This is a genomic window from Streptomyces sp. NBC_01341 (assembly GCF_035946055.1).
In the GTDB taxonomy this organism is placed as follows: domain Bacteria; phylum Actinomycetota; class Actinomycetes; order Streptomycetales; family Streptomycetaceae; genus Streptomyces.
Genome location: NZ_CP108364.1, coordinates 571,092 through 588,769 on the forward strand (window position 1 = coordinate 571,092; position 17,678 = coordinate 588,769).

The 17,678-nt window shown below is 69.8% G+C and carries 16 protein-coding genes; 11 read left to right on the forward strand and 5 right to left on the reverse strand.

Annotated elements, in window-relative coordinates; all coding sequences use genetic code 11:
- Window positions 1–121 precede the first annotated feature (121 nt).
- From OG206_RS02495 to OG206_RS02505, 3 genes are all read left to right on the forward strand, one after another.
- Window positions 122–1,711 carry a sigma-70 family RNA polymerase sigma factor gene (locus OG206_RS02495; protein WP_327111695.1) on the forward strand — a complete coding sequence of 530 codons (1,590 nt, stop codon included), beginning with the start codon at window positions 122–124 and terminating at the stop codon, window positions 1,709–1,711.
- Window positions 1,712–1,950: 239 nt separating this feature from the next.
- A complete protein-coding gene (locus tag OG206_RS02500) occupies window positions 1,951–3,690 on the forward strand; it encodes an FUSC family protein (RefSeq protein ID WP_327111697.1) in 1,740 nt (579 codons plus the stop codon).
- A gap of 32 nt (window positions 3,691–3,722) precedes the next feature.
- Window positions 3,723–4,100, forward strand: coding sequence for a VOC family protein (locus tag OG206_RS02505; RefSeq protein ID WP_327111699.1), 378 nt, complete (start codon window positions 3,723–3,725; stop codon window positions 4,098–4,100).
- Between the two features lie 57 nt (window positions 4,101–4,157).
- On the opposite strand, the gene OG206_RS02510 is transcribed toward OG206_RS02505, so the two are convergent.
- From OG206_RS02510 to OG206_RS02520, 3 genes are all read right to left on the reverse strand, one after another.
- Complete coding sequence (locus tag OG206_RS02510) at window positions 4,158–4,499, reverse strand: hypothetical protein (protein ID WP_327111701.1); 342 nt, start codon at window positions 4,497–4,499, stop codon at window positions 4,158–4,160.
- Between the two features lie 35 nt (window positions 4,500–4,534).
- The gene (gene ctaD / locus OG206_RS02515; protein WP_327111703.1) at window positions 4,535–6,265 is read right to left on the reverse strand and encodes an aa3-type cytochrome oxidase subunit I; all 1,731 of its coding nucleotides are present in this window, start codon (window positions 6,263–6,265) and stop codon (window positions 4,535–4,537) included.
- Between the two features lie 162 nt (window positions 6,266–6,427).
- A complete protein-coding gene (locus OG206_RS02520; RefSeq protein ID WP_327122157.1) occupies window positions 6,428–6,979 on the reverse strand; it encodes a GH25 family lysozyme in 552 nt (183 codons plus the stop codon).
- A 134-nt stretch (window positions 6,980–7,113) separates the two neighbouring features.
- Here OG206_RS02520 and OG206_RS02525 point away from each other — a divergent pair, with 134 nt between their 5' ends.
- Entirely contained in the window at window positions 7,114–7,827 is a 714-nt protein-coding gene (locus OG206_RS02525; RefSeq protein ID WP_327111705.1) for an NADPH-dependent F420 reductase, read from the forward strand.
- A gap of 136 nt (window positions 7,828–7,963) precedes the next feature.
- On the opposite strand, the gene OG206_RS02530 is transcribed toward OG206_RS02525, so the two are convergent.
- Complete coding sequence (locus tag OG206_RS02530; protein ID WP_327111707.1) at window positions 7,964–9,316, reverse strand: radical SAM protein; 1,353 nt, start codon at window positions 9,314–9,316, stop codon at window positions 7,964–7,966.
- A 138-nt stretch (window positions 9,317–9,454) separates the two neighbouring features.
- On the opposite strand from OG206_RS02530, the gene OG206_RS02535 reads away from it, so the two are divergent.
- The 4 genes from OG206_RS02535 to OG206_RS02550 all read left to right on the forward strand — a co-directional run bounded on the left by OG206_RS02535 (window position 9,455) and on the right by OG206_RS02550 (window position 11,725).
- Window positions 9,455–9,988 carry an SRPBCC family protein gene (locus OG206_RS02535; protein ID WP_327111709.1) on the forward strand — a complete coding sequence of 178 codons (534 nt, stop codon included), beginning with the start codon at window positions 9,455–9,457 and terminating at the stop codon, window positions 9,986–9,988.
- Window positions 9,981–10,520: a GNAT family N-acetyltransferase gene (locus OG206_RS02540; RefSeq protein WP_327111711.1), complete on the forward strand. Its 540-nt coding sequence runs from the start codon at window positions 9,981–9,983 to the stop codon at window positions 10,518–10,520. The genes OG206_RS02535 and OG206_RS02540 overlap by 8 nt, the downstream gene beginning before the upstream one ends.
- A 196-nt stretch (window positions 10,521–10,716) precedes the next feature.
- Complete coding sequence (locus OG206_RS02545; RefSeq protein ID WP_327111713.1) at window positions 10,717–11,184, forward strand: hypothetical protein; 468 nt, start codon at window positions 10,717–10,719, stop codon at window positions 11,182–11,184.
- Between the two features lie 313 nt (window positions 11,185–11,497).
- Window positions 11,498–11,725, forward strand: coding sequence for a hypothetical protein (locus OG206_RS02550; protein WP_327111715.1), 228 nt, complete (start codon window positions 11,498–11,500; stop codon window positions 11,723–11,725).
- Between the two features lie 63 nt (window positions 11,726–11,788).
- On the opposite strand, the gene OG206_RS02555 is transcribed toward OG206_RS02550, so the two are convergent.
- Entirely contained in the window at window positions 11,789–12,547 is a 759-nt protein-coding gene (locus tag OG206_RS02555) for an ArsR/SmtB family transcription factor (RefSeq protein WP_327111717.1), read from the reverse strand.
- 211 nt (window positions 12,548–12,758) lie between these two features.
- On the opposite strand from OG206_RS02555, the gene rhaI reads away from it, so the two are divergent.
- From rhaI to OG206_RS02570, 3 genes are all read left to right on the forward strand, one after another.
- Window positions 12,759–13,925: an L-rhamnose isomerase gene (rhaI, locus tag OG206_RS02560; protein WP_327111719.1), complete on the forward strand. Its 1,167-nt coding sequence runs from the start codon at window positions 12,759–12,761 to the stop codon at window positions 13,923–13,925.
- 60 nt (window positions 13,926–13,985) lie between these two features.
- Window positions 13,986–16,031, forward strand: coding sequence for a bifunctional aldolase/short-chain dehydrogenase (locus OG206_RS02565; protein ID WP_327111721.1), 2,046 nt, complete (start codon window positions 13,986–13,988; stop codon window positions 16,029–16,031).
- A gap of 79 nt (window positions 16,032–16,110) precedes the next feature.
- Window positions 16,111–17,595, forward strand: a complete 1,485-nt coding sequence (locus OG206_RS02570) for a rhamnulokinase (protein ID WP_327111723.1) — start codon at window positions 16,111–16,113, stop codon at window positions 17,593–17,595.
- Window positions 17,596–17,678 lie beyond the last annotated feature (83 nt).

Genomic DNA, 17,678 nt, shown 5'->3' on the forward strand with positions numbered 1-17,678 from the left:
CGAGCACGGAACCGGGAGCGGATCTCGAGCATGTGACCGGATTACTGTTATCGTCCCCGCCGCACAGCGTCTCCCGAGTGTGGGAAGTGACGGAACAGGACCCCGGAAGAGTGAGCACAGCATGGGCGAGGCACGCGAGACGGCGTTGATCAAGGCGGCCCAGAAAGGGGACCCGCAGGCACAGGACGCGCTCGTCGCGTCCTACCTGCCGCTCGTCTACAACATCGTGGGCCGCGCGCTCAACGGGCACACCGATGTCGACGACGTGGTCCAGGAGAGCGTGCTGCGCATGCTCCACGGCCTGCCCTCACTCCGCTCCCCCAAGAGCTTCCGGTCCTGGTTCGTGGCCATCACCATGAACGAGATACGCGGGCACTGGCGTCAGCGCAGGTCCGGGGACATATCCGCGGACCCCATGGAGGACGCCTACGACGTCGTCGACCCCGCCGCCGATTTCGTCGAGCTGACGATCGTCCGGCTGGGCCTGACGGGACAGCGCCGTGAGGCCGCCCAGGCAACCCGGTGGCTTGACGACGAGGACCGGGAGCTGGTGTCGCTCTGGTGGCTGGAGACGGCCGGCGAGCTGACCCGGGCCGAGGTCGCGTGCGCCCTCGACCTGTCACCCCAGCACACCGCTGTGCGCGTCCAGCGGATGAAGGAGCGGCTCGAGGCCGCCCGGGTCGTGGTCCGCGCCCTCACGGCCGAACCACGCTGTGTCCTCCTCGAGGACCTCACGGCCCGGTGGGACGGAACACCGTCCGCCCTCTGGCGCAAGCGTCTGGCCCGTCACGCACGTGAGTGCACGGTGTGCGCGGGGCACCGGTCGGGCCTGGTTCCGGCGGAAGGTCTTCTGGTCGGGCTCGCGCTGGTGCCCGTGGCGGCGTCCGTCGCGGGCACCGCGGGCGACACCCTGGCGACGGCCTTCCTGCCGGTGGCCGGGGCCACCGCCGTTTCGGGCCCCGGGCGGGCGGAACGGCGCCGGACCGGGGCGCGGCGGCGCCGGCGCACCACCGTCGTCGCCGGGCTGGTGGCGGTCAGCGTGCTCGGGGCGGGCGGGGCGGCCGTCCACCTCTACACGGACGACGACGATGAAGGGCCGGCGACCGCCGTCTCCCCTCTCAGCGGCCCGTCCGATGCGGCCACGGCTCCGGAATCCCCTCCGGCTCCGCCCTCGCCGACGCCCTCGTCGGCCTCGCCGTCGCCGTCCCCGTCCGTGAAACCGTCCGCGTCCAGGAGCCGCAGCGCGTCGCCGACCCCCCGGAAGGTGCCGAAGCCGCGCACGCCGCCCTCCGCGCCCGCGGCCGCACCGAAGCCGCCCCCGGCCGCGCCCTCGGTCGCTGACGAGGTCATCGCGCTGGTCAACTCCGAGCGATCCAAGGCGGGTTGTTCGCCGGTGAGCAGCAACAGCAAGCTCACGACAGCCGCGTCCCGGCATTCGGCCGACATGGTGGCGCGGGACTACTTCTCCCACACCTCGCCGGACGGCACGGACCCGGGTGCCCGGATCACCGCGGCAGGGTACCGGTGGAGCACGTACGGCGAGAACATCGCGAAGGGCCAGCAGACCCCGGAGGCGGTGATGGATGCCTGGATGAACAGCGAGGGGCACCGGGCCAACATCCTCAACTGCGCCTTCAAGGAGATCGGGATCGGCAGGGAGGACTCGTCCGGGGGCCCGGTCTGGACACAGAACTTCGGTGCCGCACTCTGACGCGCAGCGTGCGACCGGGCGGCCGTCACGTGGCTGAAACGAGCGGGTAGCACCTCCGGCACCTGAAGGATCTACGCTGGGCGAGTGCCCAGGCCGAAGGCGTCCGCCGGCAGTACGACGTCTTGCCCTCGCACTCAGGAGACCGGTTGCCCGCCTTCCCTGCTCCCTGCCGTCCTCTGCCTCCTTGGCTCGCTCACGTGCTCCGGGCCCAGCGCGGACCCGTCCCGTGGAGTGCGGTCATGCGCGGGGGTCCGGCCGCCCTGCCGTTGCTCGTAGCGGTACTCGCCGAGCGACCCACCGCAGGCGTCCCGGCCGCACTCGGCGCCATGCTGGCGGGCATCAACGACCGTCCCGGCAGCCGCCGGACCTCGGTCACCCGGCTGGGGCTCCCGGCCCTGTCGGGCTCGGCCGGCCTGCTGCTGGGCGCCATGATCACGGCCGCGGAGGGGGACGGCAGGTCCCTGGTCGTCCTGCCGCTGGTGTTCGGGCTCCTGGGGATGGTCGCGGGTGCCGTCAGCTCGACGGGCCCCGTCGCGTCGGCGTGCGGCACTCAGCTGCTGGTCGCGGCCGTGATCGGGGCGGGCATGCCGTTGCCGGAACCGGGGCCGGTGCGCGCGCTGCTGTTCCTGGCCGGGGCCGGCTGGCTCCTTCTGCTCCGGCTGCTCCTGCCGTCGCCGGGTGGTCTGCGTAACGGGCCGTATCACCTGGACGGTGAACGCGAGGCTGTTGCGGCGGTGTACGAAGCCGCGGCACGGCTCCTGCGGGCGGTCGGCGGGCCGGGGGCCCTCGCCGCGCGCGCCGCGCTGAGCGGCGCACTGGATCAGGCTCAGGACGCGCTGGCGGGGCCCCGGCTGCGGCGTGGTGCGAGCTCGGCCGCCGAGCGTCGGCTGCACGCCCGGTACGCGGCTGCGTTTCCCCTGGCCGAGGCCGCGACCGCGCTGGCCTGGGCCGGGATTCCGCTGCCTGCCCGGATCGCGGAGGGCCCTCGCAGGCTGGCAGCCGCCGTGCGCACCGGTAAGCCGTGCGGCCCGCTCCCCGCACCGGCGCGGACGGACGCCGGGCTGCGCGCTCTGGACGATGCCTTGCTCCGGGCCGCGACGGTCTTCGACCACCCCGCCGGGGCTCCCCCGGGTACGCCGAGAAGGCTCTCCTTCTCCGCCGCTCTGCGGCGGGCCGGCAGCGGTGCGGGACGGGAGTACGGGCTGCGGGTCGCGGTGTGCTGCGCGACGAGCACAGTCGTCGCGCAACTTCTGCACCACGAGCACTGGTACTGGCTGCCCGCCACCACCGTGTTCCTCGTCAAGCCCGACTTGGGTCCTCTGGCCTCGCGGGTGTTGTGCCGCGCCGCGGGTACGGTCGTGGGCGCGGCGGTGTTCGGCCTGCTCGCACTGGTCGTGTCGGGGCCGCTCCCCCTCGTCGCGGTGGTGGCGCTCTGCGGCGCGCTGCTTCCCGTGGCGACCCGCCATTTCGCGCTCCAGACATCGGTCGTCACCGTCCTCGTGCTCTCACTGGTCCCGTTGGGCGGGGGACCCGCCGCCGGCTGGGGGCGGGTGGTTGAGTCCCTTCTCGCCTGCGCGACGGTGCTGCTGGTCGGGCACCTCCCGCTTCCGGGAAGCCGGGGCCACTCCGTGCGGGCCGCGCTCGACACGGCTGCGGGCGCCGCCCACCGGTATCTCGGGTATGTGCTGAACTCGCCCCGGGAGCAGGGCGAGAAGGGGGATCTGCGCCGCGACGCCTACCGCTCGCTGGCGGCTGCGCGTACGGCCATCGACCTGTCGGCAGCCGAGTTCCCGGCGGTGGCACGGCACTCCGCCGGGTCCGAAAGTGTGGCGGAAGCCCTGGAGCGCCTGATCGACACGACGACGGCCTGTGCGGTGCAACTGGACCACACGCCGTCAAAACTTCCCCCTTCGCACGCGGAACTGCTGGAACGCCGGCTGTGCGAACTCGACCTGGCGCGGGCGCTTCCCGCGCGGTGACCGCAGCTCCAGGTGAACCTGCAATCCGGCGCATGTCCGCTGAACTGCAGTGCGTGGTGCTGGACTGTTCCGACCCGGGCCTGCTGGCCGGCTTCTACGCGGAGTTGCTCGGCGGAGTGGCCGACCGGCCCGACGAGCGGTGGGCCCTGAGCGACGACTGGGCGACGGTCCACACCCCGACCGGGTTCGTCCTCTGCTTCCAGCGGGTCCAGGACCACCGGCCCCCGCAGTGGCCGGACCCCGCCCGCCCGCAACAGTTCCACCTGGACTTCGGTGTCCCCGACCTGGACCGCGCGGAAGAGCTCGTCCTCGGTCTCGGGGCGACACCGCTCGACAGGGGGGCGGACTCGCGCGGCTGGCGGATCTTCGCGGATCCGGCGGGGCATCCGTTCTGTCTGCTGCGCCACTGAGCTCACGGGGCGGCGTTCGGGCGCCCGGTGCGGAACCGGGCGCCCGATGGCGCGGCGTCAGCGGCTGATGACCGTCAGCGCGGCGCAGGTGCCCCCCACCGCGCCGACGGTGAGGACGGACAGGGCCACGCAACGGGCCCTGAGCCGGTCGTATCGGGCGGCGTACTCGCCCCGGAGTTCGACGGCGCGGCCGGCGATCCTCGTGAGCGTGTCCCGGCAGACCGCCACCCTGTCCGTGACGTAGACGCGCTCGACGTCCTCACGCTGGGCGGTGGTGAGCCAGGGCAGTGCGTCGGTGAAACGTCGGGCCTGTCGGCGCGCCTCGTCGACCTCGGCGTTCCAGAGGAGGTAGCCCTCCACCTGGGCCAGGCCCCGCGCACTCTCCTTGTCGGGTTTCACACCCTCCTCCTCTCCACGGGCCGGATCCCCGGTCTCTATTCCTGCTTGTCCCCGGGAGCGACCGTGACGGACTCGGAGGGGAGGTTCGTCGCGTCCTCGATGGCCCGGATCCCCGGGTAGTGCAGGTCGAACGCCGGCGATTCGGACCGGATCCGCGGAAGCGTCAGGAAGTTGTGACGCGGCGGCGGGCAGGACGTCGCCCATTCGAGGGAGCGGCCGAAGCCCCAGGGGTCGTCGACCTCGACCTGCTTGCCGTACTTGGCCGTCTTCCACACGTTGTAGAGGAAGGGCAGCATCGACAGGCCCAGCACGAACGAGGCGATCGTGGAGACCGTGTTCAGGGCGGTGAAGCCGTCGGCCGCGAGGTAGTCGGCGTAACGACGCGGCATGCCTTCCGCGCCGAGCCAGTGCTGCACCAGGAAGGTTCCGTGGAATCCCAGGAACAGCGTCCAGAAGGTCATCTTGCCGAGCCGTTCGTCCAGCATCTTGCCGGTGAACTTCGGCCACCAGAAGTGGAATCCGGCGAACATCGCGAAGACCACGGTGCCGAAGACGACGTAGTGGAAGTGCGCCACCACGAAATACGAGTCCGAGACGTGGAAGTCGAGCGGGGGGGACGCGAGGATCACCCCGGTGAGACCGCCGAAGAGGAACGTCACCAGGAATCCGATCGACCAGAGCATCGGTGTCTCGAAGGACAGCGAGCCCTTCCACATGGTGCCGATCCAGTTGAAGAACTTCACACCGGTGGGGACCGCGATGAGGAAGGTCATGAAGGAGAAGAACGGCAGGAGTACGCCGCCCGTCACATACATGTGGTGCGCCCAGACGGTGACGGAGAGCCCCGCGATGGCGATCGTGGCGCTGATCAGTCCGACGTAACCGAAAATGGGCTTGCGGCTGAACACCGGGATGATCTCGGTGACGATTCCGAAGAACGGCAGGGCGATGATGTAGACCTCTGGATGGCCGAAGAACCAGAAGAGGTGCTGCCACAGCAACGCGCCGCCGTTAGCGGCGTCGAATACGTGGGCGCCGAACTTACGGTCGACCTCCAGGGCGAAGAGTGCGGCGGCCAGGACCGGGAAGGCCAGCAGGACCAGGACGGCGGTCAGCAGGACGTTCCACACGAAGATCGGCATGCGGAACATCGTCATGCCGGGCGCACGCATGCAGATGATCGTGGTCACGAAGTTGACCGAGCCGAGGATCGTACCGAATCCGGAGAAGGCCAGACCCATGATCCACAGATCCGCTCCGACCCCGGGCGAGTGGACGGTGTCGGTGAGCGGGGAGTAGGCGAACCAGCCGAAGTCGGCGGCACCCTGCGGGGTGAGGAAGCCGGCCATCGCGATGAGCGAGCCGAAGAGGTAGAGCCAGTACGCGAACATGTTCAGCCGGGGGAACGCCACGTCGGGCGCGCCGATCTGCAGCGGCATGATCCAGTTCGTGAATCCGGCGAACAGCGGCGTCGCGAACATCAGCAGCATGATCGTGCCGTGCATCGTGAACGCCTGGTTGTACTGCTCGTTCGACACGATCTGGATACCCGGCCGGGCCAGTTCGGCACGCATCACCAGGGCCAGCACACCGCCGACGAGGAAGAACGCGAACGACGTGATCAGGTAGAGCGTTCCGATCGTCTTGTGGTCGGTGGTCGTCAGCCACCGGATGACCACGTTCCCCGGCTGCCGACGCCGCACAGGAAGTTCGTCCTGATAGGCGGCATCGGCTTCCAGCGATGCTGAGGGGCCCCTCGTCGTCACTGCGGCACTCCTTCGGTCGACGGCCGATTGCTGACTCGGCGACCAGGATGGACTCCCCGCGGCGGCAGCGCAGGTCATCTCCCTGCGCACTGCACCAGTGGCTGGCAAAGGACACTCCACTGGCCGACAGCCACGATGCCGCTGTTGACGCTCCGGGCGCCCTCAGCCCTCCGCCCAGGCGCGCATCGCCTCCCGCGAGCGGAAGTCGGCCACGTTCCTGTCGAGCGGGTGGTCGGTGTACTGGTGGATACGCCAGGCGGCCTCCACCCGCGGTTCGCCGGCCGTGCCGTAGTCCGCGATCCACAGCCCGTCACCGGCGTACGAGCTTGTGTCGTGGGTGCGCCAGAAGGAGCGGTTGCAGTAGAGGAGGACACGGTGGTTCGGCTTCAGCCTCTTCACCTCACGGATGAAACGGTCCTTGTCCGCGCTGCTCGCCCGCGTGCCCTCGCCCGTCTCCTCCCAGTCGACCGCGAGGAGGTCGCCGGCCTTGTCCGGAGCACCCTCGACGAAATGCGCGGCCTGCTCCTTGGCGTGTCCGGGCCACAGGAAATGATAGAAACCCACAATGCAGTCGGCGTCACGGGCGCGCTTCACCTGACCCTTCAGTCTCGGATTCACATAGGTGCGGCCCTCGGTCGCCTTCACGAACACGAAATCCACGTCGTCCGTGTCGAAGTCGGTCTGATAGGCGCTGACGTCGACCCCGTGCAGCACGGGCACCACCTCCAAGTGGGGGACGCTAATTCCGCTTGTCTCGTCCATACGTGCCCGCCCGCGGAGCCACCATCCACCGCACAGCCGCAGAACCGATTCAGCGGCACGGAATAGTGTCCGGTCACTCCGGGTTGGTGAACCGGCGAGACCCTTTCACCTCACGCACTCGGCATCGGAAGGTCGGAATCATGAAGATCGGCATCATCGGGGCGGGCAACATCGGCGGCAATCTCACCCGGCGGCTGACCGCGCTGGGTCACGACGTCGCCGTCGCCAACTCCCGCGGGCCGGAGACGCTCGAAGCGCTCGCCGAGGAGACGGGAGCCACGGCCGTCCGTTCCACCGAAGCCGCGCGCGGCGCGGACATCGTGGTGGTGACCGTTCCGCTCAAGTCCGTCCCCGGCCTGCCCTCGGGCATCCTCGACGGAGCGGCGGACGGCGCGGTGTTCATCGACACGGGCAACTACTACCCGCAGCAGCGCGACGGGCGGATCCCCGCCATCGAGGACGGGCTGCCGGAGAGCCGGTGGACCGAACAGCAGCTAGGCCGTCCGGTGATCAAGGCGTTCAACGGGACGTACGCACAGGACATCCTCGACAATGCCGTCCCGCACGGCACTCCGGGCCGGCAGGCGCTTCCGGTCTCCGGTGACGACCCGGCGGCCAAGCAGGTGGTCCGGGACCTGATCGACGCACTCGGTTTCGACACCGTGGACGCGGGTGGCCTGGACGAGTCGTGGCGTCAGCAGCCCGGTACCCCCGTCTACGGAAACCGGGGCGACGTCGAGGCCATCACCAAGGCACTGGCGGAAGCCTCTCCGGAGCGCACTGCCGAGTGGCGCGCCTGAGGTCCCGCAACCCCTGCGCGGACAGGGTGCCCGTACCCGCAAAGAGCCGGGTCCGGGCACCCACGCCGTCGCCCTTGCCCGTGCGCCGGGCCGGAGAACATCCGACACGGTCGGATCTCGGACGAGCCGGCCGGCCTCAGCCCTGGGGAGGGAGGCTGTCCATGAACGAGCTGACCGAGAACACCGCGCGGCCCGCTCCCGCCGGGCCGTAGCCGGGCGGTGAGGACAAGCCGTACTCCTCCATGGTCGAGCGGTACGCGTCGAGCAGCCTGATGTGGTACCCGAGGGGTGCGCCGTCGGGATTCGTCCTGCCGAGGGGTGTGGTGGGTTCAGGGCACCAGGTGGTGAAGCGCGGGGTGATGCCGTGCGACATGAAGAAGCGAAGGCCTTCGGTGGTCGACGCGATGGCTTCGTCGACGGTGGCGAAGCCGAAGGGCTCGGCCATCTCCACGCCGGCGACGAAGTTGGGGATCACGTTTCTGGCGCCGAACACGTCCGCGGAGTCGAGAATGCGACGGTGCCACTCGTCGCGTCCGACGTAACGCTCCTTGCCGGGGCAGTAGAGCTCGAACAGACGGCGGTCCCACACCTCGTAGTTGGGGTGGTAGATCTGCACGCCGTGATCGTGGAAGCGCTGGACGTCGTCCTTGGGGAGCGCCTGGGCGACCACCTTGCCGATCCAGCGTCCTGGGAAACGCTCCTCGATGGCCCGGGCGTACTGACCGTAGAAGTCGGCCTCGTCCTTTCCCTGGAGGTGGGAGGTGATCGCGCCCCCGGTGAGCGTGTAGGCGGTGGTCGTCCGCGCGGTGTCGTGACGGTCGATGATGTCCAGCGCCTCCAACACCTCCTCCACGTCCTTCACCCCGGTGCAGGGGCGGCCCGCCGCCTTGTGCTGACGCCAGTTGTGGTTGATGTCGCAGTACTGGCACTCCTCCTTGGCACCGGAGTACTGGCAGACGCGGAAGACGGTGAGATAGACCAGGTAGCCCCACTGGATGGTGGGGGCCACCTCCATCACGGACTTGCCGCTGGAGAGTGTGTGCCGGTAGTAGTCGGGCATCGGGGGCAGCCCCACGTCCGAGATGCGGGCTCCGTCGAGGCAGAGGCCCAGGATGCCGTCGGGTCCGGCCGCCACGCGGTAGGGCGAGGCAGGGTTGACGCGCACCGACACCACGGTGCGGCGCAGGTCGCACGGGCCGCCGGTGAGCACGATCTCCTCGGGGGGCCTCCGCAGGGCGGCGGCTCCGAGCTCGGGCAGGGTGCCGTGGTCGAAGGAGAAGATGAAGTACGACTTCGGCTTCACGTCCCCGTTCTCGTTGTCGCTGAGCGCGGATTCGTCGAACGCCATGCCGCCGCGCAGCAGGTCCTCCTTGATGACGGCTTCTCTCGGCACGTGGGGGAAGCGCTCCATGAGCCCTTCCACCAGGCGTGTCCGCTCGCCCGTGACGGCGGCGGGGCGGGTGGAGCCGGGGTCGGCGGGGCTTGGCATGTACGGGCTCCTCGGGTCCGGTGTCATGGACACTGCTGCTGTAGGCCACACTGTCCGACGAACCAGCACCGTCACGCGTTCGCAGATGATCCGTCCGGCTCCCTTCGGGTCACGCCGGCCGAGGACAGGAGTGACCCCATGCCCCGCACCATGTCCGTGTCGGACAGCATCCTGATCCGGGCCGAGCCCTCCGTCGTGTACGAACAGCTCAGCGATCCCACCGCGATGGGTCGCTGGAGCCCCGAGAACAGGGGCGCACGGGTGCTCGGCGAGCGTCGGGGCTCGTATGTCGGGATGGTCTTCGAAGGCCGGAACAAGCGCGGTTCCTTCCGCTGGACGACCCGGTGCACGGTCACCGCCGCCGACCCGGGCAGGCGGTTCGCCTTCCGCGTGCACGCGATCGGGGCACGACGCCCGCGGCTCCGGGCGCCCATCGCTCTGTGGGAGTACCGCTTCGAGGCGGTCGACGGTGCCACACGGGTCACGGAGACGTGGACGGACAACCGGCGTGCGTGGCCGGACTTCCTCGCCGACGCGTTCGACCGGGTCGCGACGCGGGGCCACACGTTCGCCGAGTTCCAGCGCGGAAACATCCGAACGACGCTGATCCGGCTCAAGGCGGCCCTGGAGCAGGACGCCGGGCTCGCCCCGGAGGGCCCGCACGGTGGCTGAGACGTGGGTTGCTCTGGAACTGGACGTACGTCTCTTCGACGTGGACCGCTGGGCGCCGTACACGGACCGCTGCCGGTCGGCCGGACTGAGACTGACGACGTACGCAGAGGTGGGTGACAGCGCAGCGAACCGTCGTCGTCTGTACGAGCTCAACAGGGACTGTGCCGCGGACATCCCGGGCCGGGGACCCTTCTACACGTACGAGGCGTACGTACGGGAGCGCGTCGACGTGCCCGCGTTCGATCCGCGCGGAATCGTGCTGGCTCTCACGCCTGACGGCGCATGGGCGGGCATGGCTGCCACCTCGGACCGGCGGGCGTCGGGATATGTGTACAACGAGATGACGGGGGTGCGCCGGGAGCACCGGCGTACGGGAGCCGCCGTCGCCATGAAGGTCCACGGAATCGGCTTCGCCGGGCTGTGTGGCGTACACCGCGTACGCACGGTGCATCACGCCGCCAACACGAAGGCCATCGCCATGAACCGGATGCTGGGCTACGTCGACGCGGACCACCGGGAGTCCACGGGCTGACCCGCGTGCCCGTGCCCGCTCAGGACCTGCCCGAGGCCCAGTGCGCGGGGCGGGTCAGCGAGGGGGCAGCCGGGTGGCTCCGTTCCCCTTCGCCGCGTTCAGCTGGACCTGGCTGAGGTGCCAGGTGCGGGAGACCGATGTCAGTGGGCGGGCGCACACTTGGCCCCGGAGGTCGTCACCGGTGAGAGGGCGGGACATGGGCACTGCGCAGGAGCGGGTTTTTGAGCCCGCGACCGGGGACGGCCCGGCGGCAGCGGATCTTGGGGGCACGCGCGCCGGGGAGGTACGGACGGCGTACGAGGGGATGCTCCAGATCAGGCGTCTGACCAACAGCGGACTCGCGGACCCCGAAGGCGCGCCGGCCCCGTGGGAGCTTCACCGGCCGGTCCGGGCCGTGGCGTTGGCACTGGAAGCCGCCGGAACAGCCCCGTCCGCGGTCGGGCCGTCCGGCGAGCGGACGGCGACGGGCTATCGCGTGTGCGAGAACGGCCGACCCGGCTTTGTGCGAGTGGACTGGGTGGGGCCATCGGGTGGCGGAGCCGCGCACGCCGAGGCGGAGGCGCTGGCCGGCTGCACCGACGTGCTGCGGCGACTCGGCTGGACGGCCCTGCTCTACCGAGGGCCGCGCGGGCGGCGCTTCCTCGAAGTCGAACCACCGTCGTGACGTGGTTCGACGTGGGCGACGGTACGGAGCTCCTGCCGGCTGCGGACTTCCGAACGTTCGTAGAGGGGGCCGGCTTTCGGCTCCGGCGGCTGATGTCGGTCGGCCCGTCCAGGAGCGCTTCGGCGACGACAGGGCGGGAAAAGAGGGGATCCCAGTCGCTGGGCGCCCGGAGCTTGGAAGCAGTGAAGTCGAACTCCTCCATCGTCACCTGCAACACCGGTGTCATACCCCCGCGCGATGCCGCCTACAGCTGCACTGTCAGACCCATGGGGGATGCTTGACGGTCCGACACCTCTGACCGGGAGATGCTGAGATGCAGGAAGCAGAAAGGGCCGCTGCCCAGGCCTACATCCGTTTACTGGCCGCCACCCGCGCCGCGCTCGCCGACCCGGCCGACGGTCCGCTGTACATGCCGCTGCTCGCCTCGCCGATACAGGAGGCGGACGAGGCCCTGCACAGCGCCGGCCTCGCGGGCAACGAGGGCAGGTTCTTCGCTCTCGTCCGGGAGCTCCTGCCGAGCCTGACCGGTTCGGACCGCTGACGGGTCCGGGCACCGGCCCCGCTCCCGACGGGAGCGGGGCCGGGTGTGCGCCCGTGCGCGTACCTATTGGCCGGTGTACATGAGGGACCCGGGTGTGGTGAGCCGTTCACCGGTCTCCAGCCAGGTCTTCAGGCCGGAGAGGATCATCGGCCAACCGCCGTACAGCTCGTCGTTGGCGCCCTCGCGCAGCTCGTCATGGGTGACGGTGAGACGGCAGGAGTCGCCGACGGGCTCGATCTCCCACGTGACGCGGGTGGGGCCCTCACTCCTCACGTCGTCGCTCCAGAGCGCGACCATGCTCTGGACGAGTCTGCGCGGCGGGTCGACCTCCAGGTTCCGCCCTTCTCCGAGCGGTCCGGGCGCACCGGGTGCGCTCATCTCGAAGGTCGATCCCTCGGTCCAGTCCGAGGTGATGCGCGCCCCGAAGTTGTACTGGCTTCTGATCTCGGGATCGGTGATCGCCTCCCAGAGGCGTTCGGGCGTCGTGCGGATGTAGATCTCGAAGACCTTCTCCATGGGATTCTCCAGTCGACTCTTGAGACCGCTGAGCCCGGCGGCCCAGGGCTCCGCGTACTTGCTCACCCACCGGTCGTGGACGAGCCGGATGGGCACCGGGTTCAGGAAGTGGAGCTTTTCCCGGCCCCGCCTTCGCGTGACGACCAGCCCCGCCGCCTCCAGCAGCTTGAGGTGCTTCATCACAGCGAATCGCGTGATCTCGAAGCGGGCCTCCAGCGCACCCAGTGTCTGTCCGTCCTCGCGGAACAGCTCGTCGAGCAGCCCGCGCCTCGTGGGATCCGCCAGAGCCTTGAACACTGCGTCCATGCGTCCCAAAATATGTGACCTTTTGGTCACCTGTCAATCCGGGCGGGCCCGCGAGGCCCCGGACGAGGCGCGATGAATTGATTCAAATCAGGAAGAAAGTTGCTCAGCAGCTTGACTAGCAGCGAGGCCCAAACCTAGCGTACGTTGCGGATGAAACGATTCACATCCCGATCCTGACCGGTCGCCGGATGACTCTGCTTACGAGGTGTTCATGTCTGATGTGTCGGCCGTCAAGGCAGCTCTGAAGTCTCAGGTCATCGAGACGCCGTCCTGGGGTTACGGCAACTCCGGAACGCGCTTCAAGGTCTTCGCCCAGCCCGGAGTCCCCCGCGACCCGTTCGAGAAGCTGGCGGACGCGGCGCAGGTGCACGCCTGCACCGGGGTAGCCCCGAAGGTCTCGCTGCACATTCCGTGGGACAGGGTCGAGGACTACGCGGCGCTGACGCGCTACGCCGACGAGCTGGGGCTGCGCATCGGCGCGATCAACTCCAACGTCTTCCAGGACGACGACTTCAAGCTGGGCTCGGTCACCCATCCCGATGCGAAGGTCCGGCGCAAGGCGACCGACCACCTGCTCGAGTGCGTGGACATCATGGACGCCACCGGCTCACGCGACCTCAAGCTGTGGTTCTCGGACGGCACCAACTATCCGGGCCAGGACGACATCGTGGGCCGCCAGGACCGGCTGGCCGAAGCGCTGGCCGAGGTCTACGCCCGGCTCGGAGCCGACCAGCGGATGCTGCTGGAGTACAAGCTCTTCGAACCCGCCTTCTACACGACCGACGTCCCGGACTGGGGCACCTCGTACGCGCACTGCCTGAAGCTGGGCCCGAAGGCCCAGGTGGTCGTGGACACCGGACACCACGCGCCCGGCACCAACATCGAGTTCATCGTCGCCTTCCTCCTGCGGGAGGGAAAGCTCGGCGCGTTCGACTTCAACTCCCGCTTCTACGCCGATGACGACCTCATGGCCGGAGCCGCGGATCCCTTCCAGCTGTTCCGGATCATGCACGAGGTGGTCAAGAACGGCGGCCTCCGGCCCGAGACCAACGTCAACTTCATGCTCGACCAGTGCCACAACATCGAGGCCAAGATCCCCGCTGTCATCCGCTCGGTCACCAATGTGCAGGAGGCGACCGCGAAGGCACTGCTGATCGATGCCGAGGCGCTGGCCACGGCTCAGCGATCCGGTGATGTGCTCGCCTCCAACGGTGTGCTGATGGATGCCTTCAACACGGACGTCCGTCCGCTGCTCGCCGACGTACGCGAGGAACTCGGCCTGGCGCGGGATCCGTTCGCGGCCTACCTCGCCTCCGGCAACCAGGAGCGCATCGCCGCCGACCGTGTCGGAGGGCGGCAGGCCGGCTGGGGTGCCTGAGTCCCGTTCCCTGCCGGCCTGCCGCACCCGCCGCCCGTCCCGTCTTCCGAAGGAAACCTCATGACGTCCGCGACGCACTCCGAAGTCGCCGCGCTCCTGGAGCGCGCCCACCGGATCGGCTCCGATCCCCGCAACACCAACTACGCCGGTGGAAATGCCTCGGCCAAGGCGACGGCGACCGACCCCGTCACCGGCGGCGAGGCCGAACTCCTCTGGGTCAAGGGATCGGGCGGCGATCTCGGGACGCTGACCGAGGCCGGTCTGGCCGTGCTCCGGCTCGACCGCGTGCGTGCGCTGAAGGCCGTCTACCCGGGGGTGGAACGCGAGGACGAGATGGTCCATGCGTTCGACTACTGCCTGCACGGGAAGGGCGGCGCCGCTCCGTCCATCGACACGGCGATGCACGCGCTGGTAGAGGCGGCCCACGTCGACCACCTGCACCCGGATTCCGGCATCGCCCTCGCGTGCGCCGCCGACGGCGAGAAGCTGACGGCCGACTGCTTCGGCGACAAGGTGGCCTGGGTGGGGTGGCGCCGGCCCGGCTTCCAGCTCGGTCTCGACATCGCCGCCGTCAAGGAGGCCAACCCGCAGGCCGTAGGCGTCGTCCTGGGCGGGCACGGCATCACCGCCTGGGGCGACACCTCGCAGGAATGCGAACGCAACGCCCTCTGGATGATCCGCACGGCGGAGACGTTCCTCGAGGAGCACGGCAGGGCCGAACCGTTCGGTCCCGTGCTGGAGGGATACGGGGCCCTGGACGAGCAGGCCCGCCGGGAACGGGCCGCCGCACTCGCCCCGGTGATCCGGGGTCTGGCCTCCACGGACCGCCCGCAGGTGGGGCACTTCACCGACGCGCCGCCGGTGCTGGACTTCCTGTCACGCGCGGAACACCCGAGGCTGGCCGCCCTCGGCACCTCCTGCCCTGACCACTTCCTCCGCACGAAGGTGAGCCCACTCGTCCTCGACCTGCCGGCGGATACCCCACTGGAGGAGGCGGTTGCCCGGCTGGAGGTGCTCCACGGGGAGTACCGGGAGGCCTACAGGGCGTACTACGAGCGCCATGCCTCGCCGGACTCACCCGCGATGCGCGGAGCGGACCCGGCCATCGTGCTGGTGCCCGGTGTCGGGATGTTCTCGTACGGCAAGGACAAGCAGACGGCCCGAGTCGCCGCGGAGTTCTACCTCAACGCCGTCAACGTGATGCGGGGCGCCGAGTCCGTCTCCGCCTACGCACCGATCGAGGAGTCCGAGAAGTTCCGCATCGAGTACTGGGAGCTGGAGGAGGCGAAACTCCGCCGGATGCCGAAGCCGAAGGCGCTGGCCACGAGGGTCGCGCTGGTCACGGGCGCCGGATCGGGCATCGGCAAGGCCATCGCTCTCCGGCTGGTCGCGGAAGGCGCATGCGTCGTCGTGGCGGACGTGAACGGCGAGAGCGCCGCAGTCGTGGCCGAGGAGCTCGGAGGCGCGGACAAGGCCGTCGCCGTGACGGTCGATGTCACAGCCGAGGAGCAGATCGCTGATGCCTTCAAAGCCGCGGCCCTCGCCTTCGGCGGGGTGGACCTGGTCGTCAACAACGCCGGGATCTCCATCTCCAAGCCGCTCCTGGAGACGACGGCCCGGGACTGGGACCTGCAGCACGACATCATGGCGCGGGGTTCGTTCCTGGTCTCCCGCGAGGCAGCACGGGTCATGACGGCGCAGGGGCTCGGCGGCGACATCGTGTACATCGCTTCGAAGAACGCCGTGTTCGCGGGCCCGAACAACATCGCCTACTCGGCCACGAAGGCGGACCAGGCACACCAGGTCCGCCTGCTGGCCGCCGAGCTGGGCGAACACGGAATCAGGGTCAACGGTGTGAATCCGGATGGCGTGGTGCGTGGATCCGGCATCTTCGCGGCGGGCTGGGGAGCCCAGCGCGCCGCGACGTACGGCATCGAGGAGGAGAAGCTGGGTGAGTTCTACGCCCAGCGCACGATCCTCAAGCGCGAGGTACTGCCGGAGCACGTCGCCAACGCGGTCTTCGCCCTGACGGGCGGGGAACTCACCCACACCACCGGCCTCCATGTTCCCGTCGACGCCGGTGTGGCAGCGGCGTTCCTGCGCTGACCCGGTGTCACTCCGCCGCGTCCCGGTGCTTGTTCGACGCATCCGGGGCGCGGCTTCAGTTCGGATCGGATGAGATTCCATGCCTGCGACTTCACGACACGACCCGGTCTTCGCCGCGGTGGACCTGGGGGCCACCAGCGGCCGGGTCATCACCGGCAGGGTCGGCGCCGACGAGCTGGTGCTGACGGAGACACACCGCTTCGCCAACACCCCCGTGCGGCTCCCCGACGGGCTCCGCTGGGACGTACTCGCCCTGTACCAGGGCGTGCTGGAGGGGCTGCGGGCCGCGGCCCGAACGGGTCCCGTGGCCTCGGTGGGCATCGACACGTGGGCGGTCGACTACGGCGTCCTGGATTCCGACGGAGCGCTCCTTGGAGTCCCGTTCCACTACCGCGACGGGCGCAACACTCCCGCCGCCGAGCAGGTGCTCACGCACATCGGTGCGCGGGAACTGTACGGGATCGGTGGTCTGCAGCACCTCCCCTTCAACACCGTCTTCCAGCTCGCCGCACACCGCGCGACAGCCCAGTGGGAAGCGGCCCGGACGATCCTCCTGATGCCCGACCTGCTGGTGTACTGGCTGACCGGGACGGTGGGCGCGGAGGTGACCAACGCGTCCACGACCGGTCTGTTCGACGCGCGATCCGGCACCTGGTCGGACGCGCTGATCCAGCGGCTCGGCCTGGACCGGTCGCTGTTCCCACCGCTTCGTGAGCCGGGTGAGAGTGCGGGCACCCTGCTGCCCCATGTCGCCGAACTCGCCGGACTCCCCCACGGCACACCCGTGACCACGGTCGCCTCGCACGACACCGCGTCGGCGGTCGCCGCGGTCCCGGCCACGGAGCCGGGGTTCGCGTACGTGTCGTGCGGCACCTGGTCGCTGGCGGGTCTCGAACTGGACGCGCCCGTGCTCACCGAGGCGTCGAGGGCGGCGAACTTCACCAACGAGCGCGGGATCGACGGAACGGTGCGCTATCTCCGCAACATCATGGGTATGTGGCTGCTGGAGGAGTGCCGCCGTACGTGGGAACGGGACGGTGCGGCGACGTCGTTTTCCGGTCTGCTCGCGGACGCGGCACGTGCCCGGCCGTTCGCCGCGGTGATCGACCCCGACGACCCCCTCTTCCTCTCGCCGGGTGACATGCCCTCACGGATCGACGCCGCTCTCATCCGGACCGGACAGAATCTGCCGGAAGGCCGGGGCGGCTACGTGCGATGCGTCCTGGAGAGTCTGGCGCTGGCGCACCGCAGGACGCTGCACGAGGCGGCACAGCTGGCGGGCCGGGACCTGACCCGGATCCACCTGGTCGGGGGTGGCTCACGCAATGAACTGCTGTGCCAGTGGACCGCCGACGCCACCGGGCTGCCGGTCACCGCGGGCCCCGCCGAGGCGACCGCGCTCGGCAACGTGCTGCTCCAGGCGCGGGCGCACGGACTGGTGGGCGGACCGGCTGACATGAGGCGGCTGGTCGCCCGCACCCAGGAACTGCGCCACTACGCCCCGCAAGGGGACGTCGCGGCCTGGGACGAAGCGGCCGACCGGCTGCCGGTACGTGTGAGCTGACGGGCTGGTGGCACGCGTGTAGGCCGGCTGACCGCCCGTACGCAGGTGAGCCGATGGGTCAGTGGTAGGCGTGCGTGGCGGCG